Annotated in this window: 18 protein-coding genes; 4 read left to right on the plus strand and 14 right to left on the minus strand. The window is 63.8% G+C overall.

The genetic code is table 11. The features are described from left to right. The 9 genes from KIH45_RS07995 to KIH45_RS08035 form a co-directional block, all read right to left on the minus strand. Entirely contained in the window at positions 1–2,169 is a 2,169-nt protein-coding gene (locus KIH45_RS07995) for a GumC family protein (RefSeq protein WP_213175489.1), read from the minus strand. A 62-nt stretch (positions 2,170–2,231) separates the two neighbouring features. Then, positions 2,232–2,927, minus strand: a complete 696-nt coding sequence (locus KIH45_RS08000; protein ID WP_213175490.1) for a polysaccharide biosynthesis/export family protein — start codon at positions 2,925–2,927, stop codon at positions 2,232–2,234. Beyond that, complete coding sequence (locus KIH45_RS08005) at positions 2,924–4,201, minus strand: O-antigen ligase family protein (protein ID WP_213175491.1); 1,278 nt, start codon at positions 4,199–4,201, stop codon at positions 2,924–2,926. Before KIH45_RS08005 ends, KIH45_RS08000 begins: the two co-directional genes overlap by 4 nt. A 153-nt stretch (positions 4,202–4,354) precedes the next feature. Next, positions 4,355–4,606, minus strand: a complete 252-nt coding sequence (locus tag KIH45_RS08010; protein ID WP_213175492.1) for a hypothetical protein — start codon at positions 4,604–4,606, stop codon at positions 4,355–4,357. Between the two features lie 116 nt (positions 4,607–4,722). Continuing rightward, entirely contained in the window at positions 4,723–6,159 is a 1,437-nt protein-coding gene (locus KIH45_RS08015) for a sugar transferase (RefSeq protein ID WP_213175493.1), read from the minus strand. 106 nt (positions 6,160–6,265) lie between these two features. Further along, the gene (gene holA / locus KIH45_RS08020; RefSeq protein WP_213175494.1) at positions 6,266–7,309 is read right to left on the minus strand and encodes a DNA polymerase III subunit delta; all 1,044 of its coding nucleotides are present in this window, start codon (positions 7,307–7,309) and stop codon (positions 6,266–6,268) included. Continuing rightward, entirely contained in the window at positions 7,306–7,788 is a 483-nt protein-coding gene (gene lptE / locus KIH45_RS08025) for an LPS assembly lipoprotein LptE (RefSeq protein ID WP_213175495.1), read from the minus strand. The genes holA and lptE overlap by 4 nt, the downstream gene beginning before the upstream one ends. Next, entirely contained in the window at positions 7,788–10,310 is a 2,523-nt protein-coding gene (gene leuS, locus KIH45_RS08030; RefSeq protein ID WP_213175496.1) for a leucine--tRNA ligase, read from the minus strand. Before leuS ends, lptE begins: the two co-directional genes overlap by 1 nt. A 23-nt stretch (positions 10,311–10,333) precedes the next feature. After that, positions 10,334–10,780 (minus strand): DUF3576 domain-containing protein, encoded by a 447-nt coding sequence (locus tag KIH45_RS08035; protein ID WP_213175497.1) that lies wholly within the window; start codon positions 10,778–10,780, stop codon positions 10,334–10,336. A 406-nt stretch (positions 10,781–11,186) separates the two neighbouring features. On the opposite strand from KIH45_RS08035, the gene KIH45_RS08040 reads away from it, so the two are divergent. The 3 genes from KIH45_RS08040 (at position 11,187) to KIH45_RS08050 (ending at position 13,365) form a co-directional block, all read left to right on the plus strand. Beyond that, positions 11,187–11,951 carry a Rho GTPase-activating protein gene (locus KIH45_RS08040; RefSeq protein WP_225899763.1) on the plus strand — a complete coding sequence of 255 codons (765 nt, stop codon included), beginning with the start codon at positions 11,187–11,189 and terminating at the stop codon, positions 11,949–11,951. Positions 11,952–12,193: 242 nt separating this feature from the next. Next, entirely contained in the window at positions 12,194–12,916 is a 723-nt protein-coding gene (phbB, locus tag KIH45_RS08045; RefSeq protein ID WP_213175498.1) for an acetoacetyl-CoA reductase, read from the plus strand. Between the two features lie 56 nt (positions 12,917–12,972). Next, a complete protein-coding gene (locus KIH45_RS08050) occupies positions 12,973–13,365 on the plus strand; it encodes a limonene-1,2-epoxide hydrolase family protein (RefSeq protein ID WP_213175499.1) in 393 nt (130 codons plus the stop codon). On the opposite strand, the gene KIH45_RS08055 is transcribed toward KIH45_RS08050, so the two are convergent. The 5 genes from KIH45_RS08055 to KIH45_RS08075 all read right to left on the minus strand — a co-directional run bounded on the left by KIH45_RS08055 (position 13,362) and on the right by KIH45_RS08075 (position 22,880). Next, complete coding sequence (locus KIH45_RS08055; protein ID WP_213175500.1) at positions 13,362–13,781, minus strand: SPFH domain-containing protein; 420 nt, start codon at positions 13,779–13,781, stop codon at positions 13,362–13,364. The two genes, KIH45_RS08050 and KIH45_RS08055, sit on opposite strands and share 4 nt — an antisense overlap. Positions 13,782–13,890: 109 nt before the next feature. Next, positions 13,891–15,327, minus strand: a complete 1,437-nt coding sequence (locus KIH45_RS08060) for a glutamate synthase subunit beta (RefSeq protein WP_213175501.1) — start codon at positions 15,325–15,327, stop codon at positions 13,891–13,893. 11 nt (positions 15,328–15,338) lie between these two features. Beyond that, positions 15,339–19,979, minus strand: a complete 4,641-nt coding sequence (gltB, locus tag KIH45_RS08065) for a glutamate synthase large subunit (protein WP_213175502.1) — start codon at positions 19,977–19,979, stop codon at positions 15,339–15,341. A gap of 190 nt (positions 19,980–20,169) precedes the next feature. After that, a complete protein-coding gene (locus KIH45_RS08070) occupies positions 20,170–21,501 on the minus strand; it encodes a hypothetical protein (RefSeq protein WP_213175503.1) in 1,332 nt (443 codons plus the stop codon). Between the two features lie 134 nt (positions 21,502–21,635). Continuing rightward, positions 21,636–22,880, minus strand: a complete 1,245-nt coding sequence (locus tag KIH45_RS08075; RefSeq protein ID WP_213175504.1) for a polyhydroxyalkanoate depolymerase — start codon at positions 22,878–22,880, stop codon at positions 21,636–21,638. 179 nt (positions 22,881–23,059) lie between these two features. On the opposite strand from KIH45_RS08075, the gene KIH45_RS08080 reads away from it, so the two are divergent. Beyond that, a complete protein-coding gene (locus tag KIH45_RS08080; RefSeq protein ID WP_213175505.1) occupies positions 23,060–24,874 on the plus strand; it encodes an ABC transporter transmembrane domain-containing protein in 1,815 nt (604 codons plus the stop codon). Positions 24,875–24,938: the final 64 nt, after the last annotated feature.

Genomic DNA, 24,938 nt, shown 5'->3' on the forward strand with positions numbered 1-24,938 from the left:
TCAGGCCGCGCCATCGCCCGAGCTTTGGTAGCGGTAGTATTCGTAGCCGTAATATTCGGAATAGAGGTTCGACGCCTTGCGGGAATCGAACTTGGTCAGCACGGCGCCCAGGATCACCGGGTCCATCGCGCGCAGGCGCTGAAGCGCGGTGCGCAGCTGTCCGGTGCGGCCGCGATCGGATTCGATCACGAACAGCACACCATCTGCCAGCGCGCTGACAACCGGTGCATCGGCAAGTCCCAGGATCGGCGGGCTGTCGAGGATGATGCAGTCGAAGCTTGCCGAAAGCTCTTCCAGCAGACCTGCCAAACGCGGCCCTGCCAGAAGTTCGGTCGGGCTCGGCGGGATCGGGCCGGACGTAATCACCGACAAGTTCTCGGCAACCTCGTGCACCGTTTCGGCGCCGATCGTGTCGACGCCGGTTAGCAGGCCCGAAAGGCCGTGCTTGTTGGGCAGCGAATGGCGCTTGTGTTCCGACGGCCGGCGAAGGTCCGCATCGATCAACACCACGCGCTTGCCCATGCGGGCGAGGGAATAGGCGATCGCGTTACTGGTCGTGGATTTACCCTCGGACGGCTGCGAACTGGTGATGAGCAACACCTTGGGCAGGCCATCGGCCGTCGAATAGAGCAGCTGGCCGCGCAGCGAGTTATAGGCTTCCGACATCGGCGACTTGGGATCGAGCAGGTCCTCTTCGGGCGTATGCTCGTCCGAGACCGGAATGACGCCCAGCAGCGGCAGCTTGACCTTGCCCTGCACGTCTTCGGGAATGCGGATCAGGTCGTCCAGCTGATCGCGCAGGAACACGAACGCGGCCGACAGCATCGCGCCGAGCAGGAGAGCAATCAGCAGGTTCTTGAACAGGTTCGGCGAAGAATGCCCCGTCGGGACCTGCGCCGTGTCGACGATCGACAAGTTGCTGTTCGCGATGCCGGCAGAAGCGTTCAGTTCGCGGAAGCGCTGCAGCAGCCCTTCGTAGATCGACCGCGCCGTATCCGCCTCGCGCGCCAATGTGTTGTAACGCACCGAACGGTCCTGTTCGGCTAGCGTGTCACCTCGTAGCGATCCGACCTGGTTGCGAAGCTGACGCTCGGCCTCGCTTGCGGCGAGGTATTCGCCGCGCACGCCGTCGCGCACTGACTGGGCGACGCTGCGGATCTGGTCGGTCAGTTCCTCGCGCTGGGTCTGAAGCTCGACGATCTCGGGATAGTCGTCGAGATAGCGGGCGCGCAGCGTCTTGATTTGGGAATCGATGCGCGCACGTTCGGTCATGAGGCTCTGCACCGTGGGATTGGCCAGAACGGTCGTCGACGACAGCAGCGGCTGGGCCGCTTCGGCGCGCCAGCGGGCCTCTAGCTCGATGCGTTCGGCTCGCGCGCGGTTTGCCGCCTCATTCAGCTGGACAAGGCTGCTCGCCGTCACGCTGCTCGACGTCGTGTCCCCGTCGCTCATCGAACCGCGCCCGCGGATCAGGCCGGCCTGGCGGGCATAGGCATTGAGCTCGCGCTCCGACGTTTCCAGTTGCGCACGCGCTTCGCCAAGCTGCTCGGAAATGAATTCGCGCGCATAGGACGAACTGTCGTAGCGGCGCTGCAGGCTCGACTGGATGAACTGGGCCGCGAATTCGTTGGCGATCCTCGCCGAAAGGTCGGGGCTGGCGCTCGTAAAGCTGATGCGCGCGATGCGGCTTTCGCGCGGCAGGTCGCTGATCATGTTGCCGCGCAAGAGACCGATCGTCAGGTCCTCGCGCATGGCGCGGGTCATGCCTTCAGCGGGAAGTTCGACTTCCATCGCGGTAAAAAAGGCCTCGTCTTCATAGAGGTCCAGCGCATTCGCCACGCGCAGGGCAACGTCGCGGCTTTCCAGGATTTCTAGCTGGGTGTTGAGGAAACGGTCCACGTCCCAGCCGCTGTTGACGTTGCTTGCGCTGTCCAGTTCCTCGCCCAGCACTTTCTCGCTCTGGTCGTTGATCTGGATCGTCGCGGTCGCGGTATAGCGCGGCGTGTCGAGCATCGTGGAGACAACCGCGATCGCGACCATAGCCGCCATGATCAGCGCGATCGGAATTACGTTGCGACGGACGAGCGCAAGCGCATAGCGCACCAGCTCGCCGATCGTGCTGCCCTTCCCTGCCTCATAGGGATCGGTCGGCCCGAGAAGCGGGTTCATGGGGACCGGAGCGTTCGACGTGCTAGCCAATTTCGTGTCCAGTTTAGATCGCTCGGATCGCGTCAGTAGCGATAGAAGATGTTGAGCAGCGGCGCGGTCTTCAGGAAGTCTTGGAAGACGCCGCGAACCTGCGAATAGCCGACAACGACGACATCGCCGGGAAGGATCACCGGATCGGGCGCCCGCCCCGCGCGGATCATGGCCAGATCGAAGCGCGCGCCCAGTCGTTCGCCGTTCACGGTGCGGAAGACCAGGACCTGGTCGACCTTGGCGCGGTCCGTCGTCGAACGGGCCATGGCGATCGCGCTCAAAAGCGTGTGGCCGGGCTGCATCTCGTAGACGCCGGGCTGCTCGACCTCGCCCTCGACCGAGACGGTGAGGAGGGCGGGAGTTTCGACGGAGACGGTAACGCGCGGGTCACGCAGAAACGATGCAGCAAGCCGGTCGCGGATATTCGCGGCAAGCTCGTCCTGCGTCATGCCGGCGGCGGGGATCGTGCCCAGCATGGGAAGCGCGATGTTGCCCGATACGTCGACCAGCACCTTCTGCGCGCTGAAATCCTTTTCGCGGAACACGCTGACGTCGATCCGGTCGCCAGCGCGCAGGCTGTAAACCGAAGGATTCGCCACTTCAGGCGCAACGGCGATCGCGTCATAGGCCGCGCTGCCTTGCGGCAATTGCGTCGTCACGGTCTTTTGACACGCGCCTAGCATGAGGGGGGCGGCCATGATGGCCAGCAACGCAGCCCTTGAATTCACGAATTGGTGTCCTTCTCAAGCGCCCGCCGTCCCGACCGGGCCATCATCGCGACGGCCAATGCCAGCAGACAGGCAAGCGACATGGAGCGCAGGGGGTAGTCCACGAGCGAGTGGAGGGCAAGAATCGCGACCGTTCCGAATGCGAAAAGCCGTTGTTCGCGGGGGATTGCGCCAGATCGGCACGACCGCCACGCCATGATCGCGATCAGCACCGCGCAGGCGATCAGGGCGACCACACCGATCGCACCGCTTTCGACCACGAGTTCGAGATAGTCGTTGTGCGCGCGATTGGGCCAGGTACGGTCGACGACTTCCAGCCGCTCAAACGGCAAGAGCAGTTTCGCAAACCCACCCATTCCGCCGCCAACCGGCCAGAATGCCTGCGCCGCCGACCAGCCGTCACGCCATAGTTCGAAGCGGAAATCGCTCGACACGTCGAACCGGCTGGCCACGCGCCCAACTGGTCCGGTAGTCAGTGCGGCGAGGAGCCCGGCAATGGCGATGCTGGCAAGGCCCAGTGCGACAGCAATGCGGCGGCGGGAACCGAAGATGGCAATGCCCGATGCCAGACCCGCGAAGAACAGCGCAGGAACTAGCAGCGCAATCCCCGCGCGCGATCCGGTTAAGATCAACGTCAGCGAGAGCAAGCCAAGTCCGCCCATCAGCCACCAGACCGCATGGCGTTTGCGGCCCGGCACGCCCGCCGATGCGCCAAGTGCCACCATGGCGATCAGAACAACATCCGCCGTAGCGTTCCGGTTGGCCTGGAACCCGACGATCCAGTCGCGGTGGCTCTCCCCGTACAAACGCAGCGCGCTACCACCTGCAGCCAATTGCATCGCGCCAAGTATCGCCGTCGCAAATCCGCCCATGATCACGATCAGCAGCAGTAGTCTGCGCTGGTCGCAAGAAAGCGAGGCAACGATCACCATCAGGACCAGCGGAGGACCTAGCGAGAGCAGGCTGGCCAGCGTCTGCGCCGGATCCAGCGAGATGGGTCGCCACTCGTCCGCTGCACCAACCAGTTCCAGTGCCGCGACGGCGCTATCCCGCCCCGGAAGCGCCTGCCAGACTGCAGGCGGCAGGGGGACCAACTGGATCAGCGGGACCGCGATGACGATGGCCGCAAGGGCGATTACGAGAGGGTCGATCCGTTGCCGGTCTTTTGCGAGAAACACCCATGCGACAAGGGCAAGGGCCGCGCACAGTTCGACCAGCAATTCGGCCCGCGGAGCAGGCGAACCGCCCCCGCCGAATACAATCGCAACAGCCATCAACGCGCAGGCGATCACGGTCGCGATGCACGGCCTGGAGAAAGCCTTCGCTGTCAGCATCTGCCCCGCCAGACCCTCAAATCCGTCCGAACCCCAAAAGAAAAACCCCGCCGTTACGGGCGGGGTTCTTCTAAACCTTGATCAGATCGCGGTTCAACCGGGCGTATCGCTTCCCGAATCGCCGATCATCGCCACGCCGCCGATAAGGACAGCCAGACCTGCAATGCCGAGCAGGTAGCCAGCGCCCCGGCGCTTCTTCTTCTTTTCGGCAGGAGCGGCCGCATCGTCAGCCGAAGTGGCCTGCGGAAGCATGTTTACCGAAGTCGTTTCCTTCGCGTTTGCAACACCGCCAAGCGCGAGGCCTGCAGCAGCGAGGGCGAAAGTAGCGGTTTTCACGACGCGCATTCATCAACTCCGGACAATGTGCAGACGCGATAAATCTGCATTTCGAGGCTTGTAGAACAGAAAAATTGCCTGATTGCAAACGCAAAGCGGCCGGCTTGCACAATCGTTCCCGCCGGTCAGAAAGCGCGATGGTGGACCAGCACTCGCAGGGTTGCGAAAATGATTCCGACGTCGCGCCAGATCGACCAGCCGTCGAGATATTGAAGGTCTGCCTGCAGCCGGTCGAGTAGGTCGACCTCGTTCTCGGTCGCGCCGCGAAACCCGCGGATCTGCGCCAGTCCGGTGAGTCCGGGTTTGAGCATGTGCCGCTGCCAATAACGCTCGTCGACTTCCCAGAACAGCTTGTCCCCGGCCTGCGATCCCGGCGCGTGGGGGCGCGGGCCGACAACGCTCATTTCCCCAGACAGGACATTGAACAGCTGCGGCAGTTCGTCGATCGACGTCCGGCGGATGAACCGGCCTATGCGGGTCACGCGATCATCATCGCGGCTTGCGGATCGCGTGCCGTGTTCATCCTGCCGATCAAGCCGCATGGACCGGAACTTGTACATGCGGAAAAACCGGCTCGCCCGACCTGTCCGCTTTTGTACGAATAGCGAAGGCCCCCGGTCCTCGGCCCAGATCAGCACGGCGACCGCCAGCATCAAGGGGGACAGGATTATGATAGCAGGGATCGTCAGGGCCAGATCCAGCATCCGCTTCATCGCCCGCGCGCGCAGGCCCAGCGGCTTGTGCGAAACGAGAAGAAAGCCCTGACCGCCGACGTGGTTGGCCCCCAGAGCGCCCAGCTTCTCCACCCTTTCGTCAACGACCTCGCCTTCGACGGATAGCCCCTTGAGCGCCATTGCCCAGGCGAGCTTGCGGTCATCTTCACAAGTGATGAGCACCCGATCCATCGGTCCGAACCATTGCCCGAGCCTGTCCAGTGCCACCGGATCGCTAAGGTCTGGGCGCAGAGCCTCCGCCCTCGCATCGACGACATAGGCACCTGGAAACGCGACATCGGGCCCACCATCATTGACGACGAGCACGTTCTCGATCCGCTCACCACAGCGCCATCGTACGAAGCGGCGCATGGCAATACGCAATGCAGGTAGAACGACAAGGCAACCCGATATGCCGAGCAGGAAAACAAGGCGGGAATAGATTGATGCGGTCTTGCTGAGATAGGTGAGCAAAACCATCGCCAAGGCCGCCAGCACGACCGCGCGCAACACCGCGCCCATGGTCCGCCAGGACACACGCAGAGCGCCCAGGTTATAGGCCCCGTTATAAAGCGCCACTGTCAGATAGAGCGGAAGCATCAACTGCGCCTGAAGCAGCGCGTGGCTCTGTGGGCCGGGGCCATAATAGAGCGTCGCGGTCCCGGTGAAGGCGATGAGAATGCCGAAAATGTCGGCCACGACCAGCGCGAGGTAACATTGCAGCCGACGCTTCTCGAGCGGTTCCACAGTCGGCGCGAACAAGCGCGTGCGGCCCAGCGCATCGGGCGCCTGGCTGGTCACTGTGCCGATCGGCCGTTGGTACTCTTTGAGACCCTGAGGACGGTTCATGATCTTGCTCTGCGCCCAAGTGCGCTGCTGGTCCGAAGTTTGCTGCGTTACTCCACGGGTTCCGGCTTGCCAATGGGCCGCGCCGGTCGCCCATGATCTGCTACGATTATCTGCGCGGGCGAGCGGCCTGTGCGATCTGCGTGCAACCGGCTGCGAACAGAAGCGGCGCGGCTTGGCTGTCGGCAAGAAGTGCCCGGTGCAGTTCGATCAGCCTTTCGCCCAGCCGTGCCAGACGCGCCCCGCGCCATTGCTGCAGCTGGCGGGCAATGGCGTCCTTGTCGCGGAAGAACAGGCGGCGGGCATCGACCTCGCCTTTCACGAAACCCGCGACATCGGGCCGGTCGCCCATGCGCGCGGCGAGCTGTGCCAGTTGTGCCACGCGGCGTTCCATCGCGAGGACCGTACCGACGGGGTTCAGCCCCAGCTGCTTGAATCTCGCCAGTTCGTGCGGCACCGCTGCCGCATCGCCCGACAGGACCGCATCGACCAGCGGCATCATGCCGTCGTCCTCGGTCTCTGCCGCGATGGCGTCGAGGTCTTCGGCGGTTACGCTGCGCGGAGCCTGCGCATCGGCATCGAGATAGAGTGCGAGCTTCTGGACTTCGGATGCCGCCATGCGAATGTCGAGCCCGACCGAGCCCGCGATCCGCTGCGCCAGTTCGGACCCCATGCGAAGGCCCGCCGCATCGGCCAGCCGCCGGACTTCGCCGGTGACCGAGGCAAGGTCGGGCGGATAGAACATGACGACGAGCGCATCGTCGCGCTTTTCCAGCAGCTTTGCCGTGCGCGAATTGTCGGTCGCCCCACTCGCGACAATCAACACCGGCCAGCCTTCGGCAAGTTCGGCAGGGTCGCTGTCAGTCAGGATTTTCAGCGCGTCGAGCGCTTCCTCGCCATTGGCGCGCACGACGATATGGCGGCGGTCGCCGAACAGCGACGTGGATCGGGTTTCGTCGGCGAGCCGGACCGGGTCTTTCTTGAGGTCCGATCCCTCGATCTCGACTTTCTCGCCCGGGGCGTCGAGCATCGAGACGATACGCGCCGCAGCGCCGTGGGCGCCGGCTTCGTCCGGACCGCAGAAGAAGAATATCCGCGCCTTGCGCGCCGCACCTGCGGCGACCGAGGCGAAGTTGCGCTGTGTCGCCTTCACCCTGCCGAACGCAGCTTCAGCGCCACGCTGGTCACGATGCGGTTTGCGACTTCGAGAGTCAGGTTCTCAAGCGCGGTCTGCTCTGCCGCGATCGTCGCATATTCGCTGGAGACGACGTCGATACCCGCGTCGGCCCCGGCCGTCGCGTCGAGCACCGTTTCACCCGTCGACAGGTCGATCAGCCGGTAACGTGCGCGCAAGGTACGACGTTCGCGCCCGATCGTATCATCCGACAGGAGGCCGAGCCCTTCGAGTTGGTCGTCCAGCCGCACGTCGAGCCGGTAACGCGGCGACGCGCTGGCCGAGCCGAGCCGGTCGTTGAGTGCATCGCGCATCAGCCAGCCCTGCTGGCCGGGAATCGCGCTCACCGAAACCGAGGACAGCCCCGTAGCGACCTGCCCGTCGCCCCCGCCCGCATACATGGGCGACAGCCCGCAGGCAGACAGCATCAGGGCAAGAGGGAGTACGAGAAAGCGCATCAGACGACGATGTTCACCAGCCTGTCGGGCACCACGATCACCTTGCGGACGGGCGCCCCATCGATGTTACGCTGGACTTTCTCGCTGGCGAGCGCAAGCGCCTCCAGCTCGTCCTTGCCGGTTCCCTTGGCAACCGTCAGCGTATCGCGAAGCTTGCCCTTCACCTGAACGGCGATGGTCACTTCGTCCTCGACCAGCATGGCCTCTTCATAGGCAGGCCATGCAGCTTCGGCGATAAGGCCTTCCATGCCTGCGCGGCTCCACGCCTCTTCCGACAAGTGCGGCATCATCGGCGCGACGAGCAGCATGAGAGCGCGGATCGTCTCGCTGCGGCTGGCCGACGGCGCGGCCTTTTCGGCAGCATTGGTCAGCTCGTAAATGCGCGCCACGGCCTTGTTGAAGGAGAGCGCCTCGATGTCGTCGGCAACGGCGGCGATCGTCTGGTGCATCTTGCGCGCCAGTGCCTTGTCGTCACCTTCCGCATTCGCATCGTACTGGCCGAACAGACGCCACAGGCGCTGGACGAACCGGCCGCAACCTTCGATGCCCGCCTCGCTCCACGGCAGGTCGCGTTCGGGCGGGCTGTCGGAAAGCATGAACCAGCGCACCGCGTCCGCGCCGTACTGGGCCACGATCTCGTCGGGGTCGACTACGTTCTTCTTCGACTTCGACATCTTGATGACGCGGCCGATATCCACCGGCTGGCCATCGTCCTTCAAGGTCGCGCCATTGCCGTCGCGCACGACCTCGCCGGGGCTGAAATAGACCGGACGGCCATCGGCCTCGCGGCTGTATGTCTCGTGCGTGACCATGCCTTGCGTGAAGAGCTGGGCGAAGGGTTCCTTCACCTCGATCATGCCGCAATGGGCCAGCGCGCGCGTCCAGAAACGGGCGTAGAGCAAGTGCAGAATCGCGTGTTCGATCCCGCCGATGTACTGGTTCACCGGAAGCCACTTGGCGACTTCCGCCGCGTCGAAGGGCTTGTCGCCCGGCTGGCTGGCAAAGCGCAGGAAGTACCAGCTGGAATCGGCGAACGTGTCGAGCGTATCGGTCTCGCGCCGCGCCTTTGCGCCGCACTTCGGGCAATCGACATGCTTCCATGCGGGATGACGGTCGAGCGGGTTGCCCGGCGTCTTGAAGTCCACGTCGTCGGGCAGCGTGACGGGAAGCTGATCCTTCGGCACCGGCACGACGCCACAGGCATCGCAATGGATCATCGGGATCGGCGTGCCCCAGTACCGCTGGCGCGAAACGCCCCAGTCGCGCAGGCGATACTGCGTCTTGGGAACGCCCCAGCCGTCTTCGGCAGCGCGGGTGATGATCGCGGTCTTCGCATCCTCGACCGAGAGGCCGGTGAGGAAGTCCGAATTGACGACCACGCCCTCGCCCGCCTCGGCTTCGCCCTCGAAAGGCTTGTCCGCGTCGGCCTTGCTGGCCGCGACGACGCGCTTGATGGGCAAGCCGTACTTGGTGGCGAATTCGAAGTCGCGCTGGTCGTGGCCCGGCACGGCCATGATCGCGCCGGTGCCGTATTCCATCAGCACGAAGTTCGCGATCCAGACCGGCAGGTCCTTGCCCGTGAACGGGTGCGCGACTTTCAGGCCGGTGTCGAAGCCCAGCTTCTCTGCCGTTTCCAGCTCGGCCGCAGTCGTGCCGCCGGCCTTGCAAAGCTTTATGAAGTCGGCAGCTTCATGGTTCGTGTCGGCAACGGCCTGCGCGATCGGGTGATCGGCGGCAACCGCGACGAAGCTGGCGCCAAAGATCGTGTCGGGGCGCGTGGTATAGACCTCGATCGTCTCGTCGAAGTTCGAACCCTTGAAGTGCGCTTGCAGGCCGGTCGACTTGCCGATCCAGTTTTCCTGCATCAGCCGGACCTTTTCCGGCCACTTGTCGAGACCGTCCAGACCTTCGAGCAGATCGTCGGCGAACTGCGTGATCTTGAGGAACCACTGCGACAGCTTGCGCTTCTCGACCAGAGCGCCCGAACGCCAGCCGCGTCCGTCGATGACCTGTTCGTTGGCCAGCACGGTCATGTCGACCGGATCCCAGTTCACCGCGGATTCGCGGCGATAGACGAGATCGTTTTCATAAAACGAGAGGAAGAGCGCCTGTTCGTGGCCGTAGTATTCGGCATCGCAGGTCGCGAACTCGCGGCTCCAGTCGAGCGCGAAGCCGAGGCGCTGCAACTGCGCCTTCATGTTGGCGATGTTCTCGCGCGTCCAGCCGCCGGGGTGCACGCCCTTTTCCATGGCGGCGTTTTCGGCCGGCATGCCGAACGCGTCCCAGCCCATCGGGTGCAACACTTCGTGGCCGGTCATCGCCTTGAAGCGCGCCAGCACGTCGCCCATCGTGTAATTGCGCACGTGGCCGATGTGGATGCGCCCCGAAGGATAGGGGAACATCTCGAGCACATAGCTCTTCGGCTTCTCGCTGTTCGAATCTGCGCGGAAGACTTCTGCCTCGCCCCACGCGCGCTGCCAGCGTCCGTCGGCGACCGACGGATCGAAACGCTCTTCAGTCATCTTCAGTTGCCCCTGGCGTACGATCAGCCGGTCAGCGCGTCACGGCGCAGTTCGCGCGCCCGCGTGAGGATGATGTCTTCCAGCTTCTGGATCGTGGCGGCCTGGACCGGCGATGCGACCCATGCCCCGCCCTGCGAAACTTCGCGGCTGGCGGCAACGCGCAGTGCATCGGCGCGCAGGTCCTGATCGAGGATCGTGACCGTGACCTTCATGCGCTCACCCGGATTGGCGGGGTTCGTGTACCAGTCGGTCACGATGACGCCGCCGTTCGAATCGGTCTGGACCAGCGGCGCGAAGCTCAGCGTGTCGAGGCTGGCGCGCCAGAGGTAGGAATTGACACCGATCGTGGTGACCTTGCTTGCCGCGAGGTCTGCCTTGACCGCGTCCTTGCTGCCGCCGCATGCGGAAAGCGCGGCCAGCGCGCCGGTCAGCAGCAGCGTCTTGGCGAAAGTGGTGGTCTTGCCGATCATCGAATCTCAGTATCCTTGGGCAGAATGAATGTCTTGCGAAGCACCTGCTTCGTCCGGCTCGGGCCTGCTCTATCCCGCGCAAGGGCGGGCGGCAAGCGTAGAGGCGGGACTACCACCGTTGCTTAATGGGACTAAGGCCAGGTGCGGCTGTCGTCGGGGTGTCATAAGGCGGGTCGATGATTAACCGGGGCTGGCCGAAAAACCGCTCTGCGGATTCCTTGCAACATATTGCGCGGAATCGGTTTTTCACGACACGAGAAAGCTTGGCAGACTCGTGTTGGGCGTAGTAGATTGGTTTACGTGGCCTAAATTCGGTCGCAGCTGGGAACCGCCTCGTCGCAACAGCGTAGGGTCGGTTGAGAGACGGAGATAGCGGGAAGCCATCATGGCGACGGGAAAAGCATCCATGTTCAGGCGCGTAGCGCGTGCAGGTACTGGCCTGCTCGCCGGTGCTGCCTGCGTGGTTGGCCTCTCGTCCGCAGTGGCCGCCGTTTCCGGAAGCACGATTCACGATCTCAGCCTTGCGGCTGCCGACGGCCTTGGCGCGTTCACGCCGGCATCGGTTAATCCCAAGCTGGTCGATACGCTGCGCCGCGCCCGCGGCACTGGCGGCGATGCCGGTTCGCTGTTCCGCTTCACACCGGCTGGCACGAAAACGGGCCCGCGCTCGATCACCGTCGCGGTCCGCGTCGATGCCGAAACCGCGCAGGCCATCTCGGTCCGCAAGGCCGCCGACAAGGCAGGTCGCGGCGTGGCGGGTGTTGCACCGGTCGCTTTCAACCTCGGCGTGTCGCGCGGTTATCAAAGCTTCGTTCAGTCTGACGACGTCCTGCAGACCGGCAAGCGCAGCCTGACGATCGGCAGCCCGATCGGCGAAATCAGCGCGCCCGATCTTCGCACCTTCACGCCCGCCAAGTCGCCCAGCGACAAGAGCAGGTTCAGCACCGTGGTCGAGCTTGACGAAAAGCAGAACCTGCCCGGCGCCTCGCCGCGCACGTTTGCTGGTGCGAACGATATGTCGGTCGACGTTGGCGGTGCCTATCGCGTTGCCGGCAACCTCAAGGTCACGGCCGGCATTCGTTATCAGAGCGAGCGTGATCGCCTGACCCCGCTGACCGATGGACAGCAGGATAGCCAGTCGGTCTACGTCGGAACGCGCTTCCGCTTCTGATCGCCTTGCCGCACCTGTCGCGGCGCTTTCATAAAATTCGTGTCATGCTGCGCCGACTTTTCTCGGAGCACGTCCTTGCGCCTAGTCCGAACGCCTATGCTGCAATTGCGAAAAGACTATTGCCTTGCGCTGCAACGCAACATAGTTTCGCAATCGCAGGGTGCGACGAAAGTCCGCTTGTGGAGAGCGGGACCGGCCCATAGGCTGGCCCGCAAGGAGAGCAACTGAAAGGGAAGTATCCAATGAGTCGAGTTGCAGTGGTCACCGGGGGAAGCCGTGGCATCGGCGAAGGCATCAGCCTCGCACTCAAGGAAATGGGAATGACCGTTGCCGCGAATTACGCAGGCAACGACGACAAGGCGAAGGCCTTTACCGATCGCACCGGAATTCCAGCCTACAAGTTCGACGTGGGCGACCACGAAGCGACACTGGCCGGTTGCGCGAAGATCGCCGAAGACCTCGGCCCGATCGACGTCGTGGTGAACAACGCGGGTATCACCCGTGACGGCGTGCTGCACAAGATGACGTGGGAAGACTGGAACGAAGTCATGCGCGTCAACCTTGGCGGGTGCTTCAACATGGCCAAGGCAACGTTCCCCTCGATGCGCGATCGCAAGTGGGGCCGCATCGTCAACATCGGCTCGGTCAACGGCCAGGCCGGTCAGTACGGTCAGGTCAACTACGCCGCGGCAAAGTCGGGCATCCACGGCTTTACCAAGGCGCTGGCACAGGAAGGCGCGAAATACGGCGTGACCGTGAATGCGATCGCTCCGGGCTATATCGACACCGACATGGTCGCCGCCGTGCCGGAACCGGTCCTTGAAAAGATCATCGCCAAGATCCCGGTCGGTCGTCTTGGCCATGCCGACGAGATCGCACGCGGCGTCGCCTTCTTCGTAGCCGAGGAAGCGACTTTCGTCACCGGGTCGACCCTGTCGATCAACGGCGGACAGCACATGTATTGATCAAGGGCGGCGGGTCTTCGGGCCCGCCGCACTTGTCTTCAAAAGGGGGACCATCCATGCCCTCACCAGCCGAAACCGTTGACGCATTCCTGTCGATGTGGAGCAGGCCCGGCGGCTTTGCCGAGTCCGTGCAGCTCTATTTCACGCCAGACACCCGCTATCTCAACGTCGGCATGTCCGACACGCGCGGGATCGAGGAAACGCTGGCCTTCATCGAAGGGTTCGAACAGGTCTCCGGCCCCGGCAGCCACATCCGCGTCGAGACCCTGTCCAGCGCAAGCGAGGGCAACAGCGTTTATAACGAACGCATCGACGAAGTCGTAGCCGCCGACGGGCGCGTGGTTGCCAGCATCGCAGTCATGGGCATCTTCGTCGTCGAGGACGGCAAGATCACCGAGTGGCGGGATTATTTCGACACGGCCGGTCTCACCGCGCAACTGGGCGGCTAGTTCGCCGGAGTCGCGCGCCGTCCCGCTTCGAGGATAGGCAGGCCACCTTCGGTCGGCACGTAGATGATCTGTCCTCGCGATTCCTCCAGGTTCTGGATGTAGAGGTAGCGCAAGTAGCCTTCAGGCCCGCCCAGACTGTCGGCAACGATGCGATTGGCTTCGGCCAGCCCCTTGGCCCGTTCGATCTCGGCTTCGGCTTTCAGCTTGGCGCTATCGAGTGCAGCCTGCGCCTCGAGAACGGCGATCTTTCGGTTCTGCGATGCCTGCGCCAGTTCCGCTTCGCCCGCCGTCTCCGCATTCCAGACGCGAACCGAATTGTAGGCCGCGCACGATCCCAACCCGCCACCGACGATGACGAGGAGCAGAAAGGCGAGCGCGCCGCCAAGTTTCAAGATCGAAGCTACCGGATTGTTCATTGCGACCCCCAGAGAATGAATTCCCGTTGAGTAGCCGCAAGTGTCGCAGCACAAAAGAAAAAGGCGCGCCCCGCGGGACGCGCCTATTCTATTTCAGCTATTCGGCCGATCAGCGGGCGAGTTCGCTCACGCCCATCAGTTCCTCATCCAGCGAGCGGGCGCACTGGCGACCTTCGCGGATGGCCCAGACGACAAGGCTCTGGCCTCGGCGCATGTCGCCGCAGGCCCAGACGTTCTCGTCGCTCGTCTTGTACGAAGTGGTATCGGCCTTCACGTTGCCGCGTGCATCGTATTCGAGGCCAGCCTGGTCCAGCATGCCGCTCTTCTTCGGACCGACGAAGCCCATGGCGAGAAGGATGAGATCGGCCTTCAGCGTGAATTCGCTGCCTTCGATCTCCTTCATCTCGCGGCCTTCCCACTCGATGCGGACGCATTCGAGGCCGGTGACCTTGCCGTTTTCGCCGACGACACGCTTGGTCAGGATCGCCCAGTCGCGGTCGACGCCTTCCTCGTGGCTGGACGAGGTGCGCAGCTTCAGCGGCCAGTTCGGCCAGGTCATCGCCTTGTCTTCGCGCTCGGGCGGCTTGGGCATAATCTCGATCTGCGTCACGCTCGCCGCGCCCTGGCGGTTCGAGGTGCCGACGCAGTCCGAACCGGTGTCGCCGCCGCCGATGACGATGACGTGCTTGCCGGTCGCGGTGAGCGTGCCGCGCGGGGCGGCGCGCTGTTCGTCGTCGCCCGCGTTGCGCTTGTTCTGCTGCGTCAGGAACTCCATCGCGAGGCGGACCCCGCTCATCTCCGAACCGGGGATGTTCAGCGTGCGGGCGTCTTCCGCACCGCCGGCCAGAACCACCGCATCGAAGTTTTCCTTCAGCGTCTTCATGGAAATGTCGACGCCCACTTCGGTCGAAGTGCGGAAGTTGACGCCTTCAGCCTCCATCTGCGCCGCGCGGCGGTTGATGAGGTGCTTTTCCATCTTGAAGTCGGGGATGCCGTAACGAAGCAGGCCGCCAACGCGGTCGCTCTTCTCGAACACGGTGACCGAGTGGCCGGCGCGGGCGAGTTGCTGTGCGCAGGCCATGCCCGCCGGACCCGAACCGACGACGGCAACCGACTTGCCGGTCTTCTTTTCGGGGACCTGCGGCTTGATCCAGTCGTTTTCCCACCCCTTGTCGACGATGGCGCATTCGATCGACTTGATGGTCACCGGCTCGTCCGTGATGTTGAGCGTGCAGGCCGCCTCGCACGGGGCGGGGCAGATGCGGCCGGTGAATTCGGGGAAGTTGTTGGTGGAGTGCAGCGTGATCAGCGCCTCCTGCCAGTCCCCTTCATAGGTCATGTGGTTCCAGTCCGGGATGATGTTGTTCACCGGACAGCCGTTGTGACAGTAGGGAATGCCGCAATTCATGCACCGCGAGGCCTGCGAACGCAGCCCATCCTCGGTGTGGGGAATCACGAATTCCTTGTAGTGCTGCAGACGCTCGGCCGGATCCGCATAAGTGCGATCGACACGGTCGAGTTCGAGAAAGCCCGTTTCCTTGCCCATAGTGCTGACCCTTATTCCGCTGCTTCGCTCTGAGCGGCGATGCGCTCTGCTTCCATGGCCTTGAGCGCGTTTTCATAATCGCGCGGCATCACCTTCACGAACTTTCCGATCGTATTGTCGAAATCGTCGAGCAGGGCGCGTGCCTTGCTGCTGGTGGTGTGCAAGTGGTGACGTTCCAGCAGGACCTTGATGCGTTCGGCATCGTGGTACAGCGGATCACCCATGCCCATGTCGTCGACCGAACGGCCACGCTGCGTCGGACGGCCTGCGCCGTCGTCCTCGTCGCGCACGTTCTCGACCTTGCGCAGGTCCACCATCGCGGTGTTGCAGCGCTTCTCGAACGTGCCGTCCTCGTCATAGACGTAGGCGATGCCGCCGCTCATGCCCGCTGCGAAGTTGCGACCGGTCTGGCCCAGCACGAGGACCATGCCGCCGGTCATATATTCGCAGCCATGGTCGCCGGTACCTTCGACAACGGCCACCGCGCCCGAGTTGCGGACGGCGAAACGTTCGCCCGCGACACCGTTGAAGTAGGCCTCGCCCGCAATCGCTCCGTAAAGCACGGTGTTGCCGACGATGATGTTGTTCGACGGGTCACGGTCCGCGCCTTCAGGCGGACGGACGATGACGCGGCCACCCGAAAGGCCCTTGCCGACATAGTCGTTGGCATCGCCGACGAGGTCCAGCGTGACGCCGTGCGCCAACCAGGCCGCGAAGGACTGGCCCGCGACGCCGGTGAAGTTCACGCGGATCGTGTTGTCGGGAAGACCGCCGTGGCCGTACTTCTTCGCGACTTCGCCCGACAGCATGGTGCCGACGGTGCGGTTCACGTTGCGAACCTCGCGGTCGATGCGCACGCTCTCACCCTTCTCCAGCGCAGGGGCGGAGGCGGCGATGAGATCGTTGTCGAGCGCGGCTTCGAGGCCGTGGTCCTGCGTTTCGGTCCAGAAGAGCTCCTTGCCCTCGGGAACGTCGACCTTGTGCAGCAGGCGCGACAGGTCGACGCCGTGCGCCTTCCAGTGCTTGACCGCCTTCTTCATGTCGATGCGGTCAACGCGGCCGATCATTTCGTCGAGAGTGGCAAAGCCCATCTCGGCCATGATCTTGCGCAGCTCTTCCGCCACGAAGAAGAAGTAGTTGATCACGTGCTCCGGCTGACCGGTGAAGCGCTTGCGCAGTTCCGGGTTCTGGGTCGCAACGCCGACCGGGCAGGTGTTAAGGTGGCACTTTCGCATCATGATGCAGCCCGCCGCGATCAGCGGAGCGGTTGCAAAGCCGAACTCGTCAGCACCCAGCAGCGCGCCGATGGCAACGTCACGGCCGGTACGCAGGCCGCCGTCGACCTGCACAGAAATACGGGCACGCAGATCGTTGAGAAGCAGCGTCTGCTGCGTTTCGGCGAGGCCGATTTCCCAGGGCGAACCCGCGTGGGTCAGCGAAGTCAGCGGGGACGCGCCCGTGCCGCCTTCATAGCCCGAGATCGTGACGTGGTCGGCACGCGCCTTCGAAACGCCGGCGGCGACCGTGCCGACGCCGACTTCGGACACGAGCTTGACCGAAACGCGTGCGCCCGGGTTCACGTTCTTGAGATCGTGAATGAGCTGCGCGAGATCCTCGATCGAGTAGATGTCGTGGTGCGGCGGGGGCGAGATCAGGCCGACACCCGGGGTCGAGTGGCGGGTCTTGCCGATGATCTTGTCGACCTTGTGGCCGGGCAGCTGGCCGCCCTCACCGGGCTTTGCGCCCTGCGCCATCTTGATCTGGATGTCGTCGGCATTGACGAGATACTCGGTCGTGACGCCGAAGCGGCCCGATGCGACCTGCTTGATCGCCGAACGCATCGTGTCGCCGTTTTCGAGCGGAACGAAACGCTTGGGATCCTCGCCGCCTTCACCGGTGTTCGACTTGCCGCCGATCCGGTTCATGGCGAGCGCGAGCGTGGTGTGCGCTTCCCAGCTGATCGAGCCGTAGCTCATCGCGCCGGTGGCGAAACGCTTCACGATCGATTCCGCCGGTTCGACTTCGGAAAGATCGAGCGGCTTGTCGGCCTTCTTCAGGTCCATCAGGCCGCGGATCGTCAGCAGGCGTTCGCTCTGCTCGTTGATTTCCTTGGCGAACTCTTCGTAGTTGGCGAAGTCGTTGCCGCGGACCGCGTGCTGCAGGTTGCTGATCGTTCCCGGGGTCCAGGCGTGATCTTCACCGCGCAGACGGTACTGGTAGATGCCGCCAACATCGAGCTGGTTCTTGTAGATCTGCTCGTCGGAATAGGCGGCTTCGTGACGACGCACGGTTTCCTGCGCCACTTCGGCAAGGCCGACGCCCTCGATGGTCGTCGCGGTGCCGGTGAAGTACGCGTCGATGAAGCGGCTGGACAGGCCGACCGCGTCGAAGATCTGCGCACCGCAATAGGACTGGTAGGTCGAGATGCCCATCTTGGACATGACCTTCAGGATGCCCTTGCCCACGGCCTTGATGTAGTTCTTCTCGACTTCCCACGCTTCCAGCGGGGCGTCCTTGTCGACACGCATCTTTTCGAGCGTTTCGAAAGCGAGATAGGGGTTCACCGCTTCGGCGCCGTAACCTGCCAGCACGCAGAAGTGATGCACTTCGCGCGCTTCGCCGGTTTCGACGACGAGGCCCGTCTGCATGCGCAGGCCCTGGCGGATGAGGTGCGCGTTGACCGCAGCCGTCGCCAGAAGCGCCGGCATCGCGATGCGGTCCTTCGACTGCGCACGGTCCGACAGGACGAGGATGTTCTTGTCCTGCAGCACCGCTTCGGTCGCGGCCCAGCACATTTCCTTGATCGCCTGCTCAAGGCCGTCGGCCCCGGTGCTGGCATCCCAGGTCATGTCGATGGTGGCGGTACGGAACGCGCCGTCGAGCATTTCCTCGACCGAGCGGATCTTCGCAAGATCGGCGTTGGTCAGGATCGGCTGGCTGATTTCCAGACGCTTGTGCGTGCCCGCTTCCTTGCCCAGCAGGTTCGGACGCGGCCCGATCATCGACAGCAGGCTCATGACCAGTTCCTCGCGGATCGGGTCGATCGGCGGGTTGGTGACCTGCGCGAAGTTCTGCTTGAAATAGTCGTAGAGCAGGCGCGAACGCTTGGACAGGACAGCGATCGGCGTGTCGGTGCCCATCGAACCGATCGGGTCCTCGCCCTTGAACAGCATGGGTTCAAGGAACTTGGACACGTCTTCCTGTGTGTAGCCGAAGGCCTGCTGGCGATCGAGCAGTTCGCCCACGGCCATGCCGGTGTCTTCAGCCTCGGGCTCCAGCGGCTCGAGGTCTTCGAGCTTGTACTGCGAGTGGTTCAGCCAGTCGGCATAGGGCTCTGCGTTCGAGAGCTCTGCCTTGACTTCCTCGTCCTCGATGATGCGGCCCTGTTCGAGATCGATGACCAGCATCTTGCCCGGCTGAAGGCGCCACTTGCGCGTGATCGTGGTGTCGTCGAACGGCAGGACGCCGCTTTCCGACGCCATGCAGACGAGATCGTCGGTCGTCGTGCAGTAGCGCGCCGGACGCAGGCCGTTACGGTCGAGCGTGGCGGCGATCTGGCGACCGTCGGTGAAGGCAACGGCGGCGGGGCCGTCCCACGGCTCCATCAGCGCGGCGTGATATTCGTAGAACGCGCGGCGGGCCGGATCCATCTCGTGGTTCTTGGCCCATGCCTCGGGGATGAGCATCATCATCGCGTGGCTGAGCGAGTAACCGCCGGCCAGCAGCAGCTCGAGCGCGTTGTCGAGACACGCGGTGTCCGACTGCCCGTGCGGGATGATGGGCCACATCTTGTCGAGATCGGCGCCCATCAGCGGCGATTCCATCGTGCGGCGGCGGGCGTTCATCCAGTTCACGTTGCCGCGAACGGTGTTGATCTCGCCATTGTGCGCGATGAGGCGGAAGGGCTGTGCCAGCTTCCAGCTTGGGAAAGTGTTGGTCGAGAAACGCTGGTGAACCAGCGCCAGCGCCGAGGTGCAGGCCGGATCACGCAGGTCGTCATAAAAGCTGCCGACCTGATTGGCGAGCAGCAGGCCCTTGTACACGATCGTGCGGGTCGAGAAGCTGGGCAGGTACAGTTCGGTCAGGCCCGGAAGACCGTGCTTGATCGACAGATCTTCCAGCGGGTTCTGGACCTGCTTGCGGATGGCGAGGATCTTGCGCTCGAAAGCGTCCTGGTCCTTGCACGGACCGCCGCGGCCGATGATGGCCTGACGGATGACCGGCATCTGCTCGATCACGGTCTTGCCGAGGCCGTCGAGCGTGGTCGGCACGTCGCGCCAGCCGATAAGGTCCTGGCCTTCCTTGGCAATGAAGGTCTCGAACCGCTTCACGACGAATTCGCGGGCAGCTTCGTCCTGCGGCAGGAAGCACATGGCAACCGCGTAGTCGCCTTCAGGCGGAAGCGTCTTGCCGTGCTTTTCCGCCCAGTTGCGGAACAGGGCGTCGGGCATCTGGATCAGGATACCGGCGCCGTCACCCAGCAACGGGTCAGCGCCCACCGCACCGCGGTGGTCCAGATTCTCCAGAATGGTCAGACCCTGTTTGATAATCGCGTTGGATTTCTGACCTTTGATATGGGCGATAAAGCCCACACCACAGTTATCGTGTTCGTTGCGCGCATCGTAGAGGCCTTGAACCGGCGGAAAACCCATTTTCACCTATCCTGTCGGGGCCCGGGCACCATAACCCGGAAATAAAATGCGACTCGCTCGCCGCGTATGCGCAGCGATATGGCGCACGGCACCCCCATGGCGATAGATTTGGATTTTTGCAACTGCACAGTAGACCAAAAAGGCGGCCGGGACCCCCATCCCGACCGCCTAGCCGATATTTTTCATGGTCTTAGCGCGCCGAAGGGTCGACCCGCATCAGTTCCTCGAGCGCCTCACGCAGGCGGAAATCCTGCGGTTTCCCTTTCGGAATCACGCTTGGAGCGTTGTTATTGCCGAATTCGGAAGGTGGCAGACCGGCTTCGCCGCGCTGACCTTCTCCACCACGCGGTTGATGTGTACGCCCAAGGCCGATGTCGGACAGCGAACCGTAACCGGCACCGTCATCCTCGGCCTCTTCCTCGTCGTCTCCGGCACCGTCATACCAGTTCTCGTCGCTCGGTGCGGCGAACTTGACGCGGGAGTACTGGTCGGGTCCGGCGTCTGCGGCAGGCGCGGGAACAGGGGCCGATAACGCTTCGGGTGCAGGCTCAGGCTCTGCTGCCACGAGCGCGGGGATCGGCATCGGCTCCGGCATGGGTTCGGCCATGGGTTCGGGCTGCACCTGTGCGACCGGCTCGGCCACAGGCGCAGGCTGCATGATGACAGGCTCCGCCTCTGCCGCGACCGGCTCCGGCTCTTGCGCTGCGACCGTTTCTACCGGCGCGGCCTCAATCACGGGTTCGGGCTCGTGCTCGGCCACCAGTTCGGGCTCTGCCGCAGGTTCTTCGGGCCAAGGCTCGAAGGCCAGATCTTCAGCGACGGGCGCGTCGTTCCATTCGTCGGCGGCCGACTCTGCTTCGCGTGCCTCGATCGGGTCTTCGTCCTGCTCGGCCGGGAACGGCTCGGGCGCAGTCCACTGGGCGGCTGGCTCCTCCTCCACCGGCGATGCGGGCGGAGCGTCAGCTACCTCGGGCTGCGAACGCGGCGGCGGCGGGACATCTCCGAATTCGGCCCATTCGTCATCGGCGCTGCCCGCGCTTTCGGGACGCTGCGCCTCTTCGCGATAGGCGAACGAATCGTGGTGATCGTCCTGTTCGCTACCGGCAGGTGCGGGATATTCGCTGGCGTGCGGATGTTCGAGCCCGAGTTCCTTGAACGAAACCGCGACCGGCTTGGTCGGAGCGGCGTTCGGATCTTCGTAGCGGGGAACGACCGAATCCTGCTTCTTTTCGCCATCGACGAGGTGGCGGCGCAGGCGCGGCACGGCTTCGGCCGCATCGTGGCGGCTGCCCGGGGCTTCCTTCGGGCGATGGCGCAGCATCCCGGCGATCTGCGAACCCATGAGAAAACCGATGAGGCCGAACAGGCCATGCGCGACCATGCGGGCCATCGAAAGGTCGACACTGCCCGACAGGCCAAGCGCCGCGATCGAGCGGGCGAGCACTGCATCGGGAATAAACATGACAGCGGCCACGCCCGCACCGGCACCGCCGATTCGCAGCAAAAGGCCGACAATCTTCATCACAGCGTCCATTCGTCTTCTTTCGCAGGGTTTGCGAGAAGATGTCTTAAACGGACTTGGTAAATGCAGTGATAACGAAGCGTTAGGTGTCGTGGTGGCGACGCATGCTCGGTCGCCACCTCAACCCATTGATATCAGGCGACGGCCTGCAGCTTGCCGCGGCGATGGTCGGCCATCCACTGTTCCACGATCGGGGCGATGCTGCCGCGCCACTTCGAACCGTTGAAGATGCCGTAGTGACCGACCGCGGGGGCAAGGTGGTACAGCTTCTTGTCGTCGGGAAGGTTGGGCGTCAGGCCCATCGCGGCCTTCGTCTGCCCCACGCCGGAAATATCGTCGCGTTCGCCTTCCACGCACAGAATCGCGGTGTCGGTGATCGCGCCAAGATCGACCGTCTTGCCCTTGTGGGTCAGCAGACCGCGCGGCAGCAGGTATTCCTTGAACACGGCGTTCACGGTCTGGAGATAGAACTCCGCCGTCATGTCGCACACGGCGAGATATTCGTCGTAGAAAATCTTCGTCGCCTCGGCACTTTCGCCGTCGCCGACGACGAGATGTTTGAACATCGCGTAGTGGCTCATCATGTGGTTGCCCAGGTTCATAGACATGAAGCCGGCAAGCTGCAGGAAACCGGGATATACGCGGCGTCCGGCACCCGGATAGTGCAGCGGCACTGTCTGGATCAGGTTCTGCTTGAACCATGCCATCGGACGCGAGGTCGCCATCTCGTTGACTTCGGTCGGCGCTTCGCGGGTATCGATCGGGCCACCCATCATCGTCAGCGTGGCGGGACGGCAGGGATTGCCTTCCTCTGCCATGATCGCGGTTGCCGCAAAGGCGGGAACCGACGGCTGGCACACGGCCATGACATTCGCGCCCGGACCGATGAATTCGAGGAAATCGATCACATAGTCGATGTACGCGTCGAGATCGAAGATGCCTTCCGACATCGGCACCATCTTCGCGTCGGTCCAGTCGGTGATGTAGACTTCGGCATTTTCGAGCATACGCTCGACCGTGCCGCGCAGAAGCGTGGCGTAGTGACCGCTCATCGGAGCGACGATCAGCAGGCGCGGCGGGTCCTTGGGCAGGCCGTCGTGCGTGAATTTCTTGAGATTGCCGAAAGGCTTGTGCAGCACATCGGCTTCGGCGACTTCGAAAGTCTTTCCGTCACGTTCGACGTGGGTAATGCCGAAAGCGGGTTTTGCGCGCGGCGATGCGGCATGCGCAAAGACTTCCATGGCAGAGGAAATGGCAGGGCCAAAGCCGGTGTAGCCAAGCGGATTGCGCGGGTTGCCGAGCCATTCGGCACCGACCGAAGCGGCAGCGCTCGCGCTGGACAGCCAGGCCTTCTGAAGCTCGTAAATCTGGTAGAGCAAGAGTGGTCCTCCTCGTATCTCCTCCACCGCCAATATCGGCGGTTGCGCCTCTCGTTGCAATGCACAAGATTATTTTGCAGTCGCGAGAGAGGTTTGACCTGCCGTAAACGGCAACGCCGGTGAGGATTAGACCCTCGGCGCACTTGGCCCTGCCTCGCCTTTGGGCTAGGCCCCGCGCCATGAGCGGGAACAGGCGGCGCAAGTCGCGCCAGGACACACCGACAGGATCGAACGGGAACGAAGCGCCCAAGGCGAAAAGCCTGGGGCCCTTGCGCCTGCTTTACGATGCCGCGCGCAGCTATCCCGGCGTCGTCGGCGCGGCGCTTGTCGCGCTGGTCATCACGTCTGCCGCCACTTTGGCCATCCCTTCGGGCTTCCGCCTGATCATCGACCGGGGCTTTTCCGGCGAGGGCGATATTTCGCGCTGGTTCCAGTACCTGCTGCTGATCGTCGTGATCATGGCCGTGGGCACCGCGTTCCGGTTCTATTTCGTGTCGTGGCTGGGCGAACGGGTCGTGGCCGATTTGCGCGTGCGGGTGAACCGGCACCTCATGTCGATGCCGCCGGCCTTTTATGAAGAGAACAGCCCGTCCGAAATCGCATCGCGCATGACGGCCGATACCGCGATCATCGAACAGGTCGTGTCGAGCACGGTTTCGGTCGCGCTGCGCAACCTGTTGATGGCGATCGGCGGTACGGCCTACATGTTCTACCTCGCCCCCACGCTCAGCGCGTGGCTGGTGCTGGCGATCCCGTGCGTCGTCCTGCCGATCATCTGGTTCGGGCGGAAGGTGCGGAACCTGTCGCGCACCAGCCAGGACCGCATCGCCGACGTCGGCGCGATGACGAGCGAGGTGCTGTCATCGATGCAGGTCGTGCAGGCCTTCAACCAAGAAGACCGCGAACGCGACCGTTTCCGCGGGGCCGTCGATGCCAGTTTCGAAGCGGCGAGCCGGCGCATCAAGGTGCGCTCGTTCCTGACGTTCGTCGTCATGACGATGATCTTCGGCGCGATCACGCTGCTGCTCTGGAAAGGCGCGATCGAAGTTACCGCGGGCAACATCACCGGCGGCACGATCGCAGCTTTCGTCATTACCGTGGGCCTTGTCGCAGGCGCATTCGGGTCGCTGACCGAAGTCTACGGCAGCCTGCTGCGCGCAGCAGGGGCGGCACAGCGCATGGCCGAACTGCTGGAAGCCCGCCCCGCAATCGCCGCGCCGGAACGTCCGCAGACCATGCCGGTCCCGCCGCGCGGGCAGATCGCGTTCCAGCACGTCACCTTCCGCTATCCCGCCCGCCCCGAACGCGCGGCGCTGGAAGACTTCTCGCTCAACATCGAGCCGGGCGAGACCGTGGCCGTTGTCGGCCCCTCGGGCGCGGGAAAGTCGACGCTGTTCCAGCTGGTCGAACGGTTCCGCGATCCGCAGGCGGGCAGCGTGCGGATTGACGGGGTGGACCTGACCCGCGCCGATCCTGCCGACATTCGCGACCGCATCGCGCTGGTCCCGCAGGAATCGGTGCTGTTCGCGGCGACCGCGCGCTACAACATCCTCTACGGCAAGCCCGAGGCGAGCGACGAGGAAATCTGGGAAGCGGCCCGCGCCGCAAATGCCGAGAATTTCCTGCGCGAACTGCCCGAAGGTCTCGACACTTTCATCGGTGAGGCCGGCGCACGCCTGTCGGGCGGCCAGCGCCAGCGCATCGCGATTGCCCGTGCCCTGCTGCGCGACGCGCCGATCCTGCTGCTGGATGAGGCGACGAGCGCGCTTGATGCCGAGAGTGAGCGTCTGGTCCAATCCGCGCTCGACCGGCTGATGGAAAACCGCACCACGCTGGTCATCGCGCACCGCCTCGCGACGGTTCGCGCCGCCGATCGTATCGTGGTGATGGACGAGGGCCGTATCGTAGAAACCGGCGATCACGACACGCTGACCGCTGCGGGCGGGCTCTATGCGCGCCTTGCCCGGTTGCAGTTCGACGATCCCGTTGGCTGACGGCCTGCCCCGCGGCAAACGCCTCACATATCCGGAAATCTTGCCGCAAGCCTGAACGCACGCT

It is taken from the genome of Croceicoccus gelatinilyticus (assembly GCF_018398395.1).
Taxonomy (GTDB): domain Bacteria; phylum Pseudomonadota; class Alphaproteobacteria; order Sphingomonadales; family Sphingomonadaceae; genus Croceicoccus; species Croceicoccus gelatinilyticus.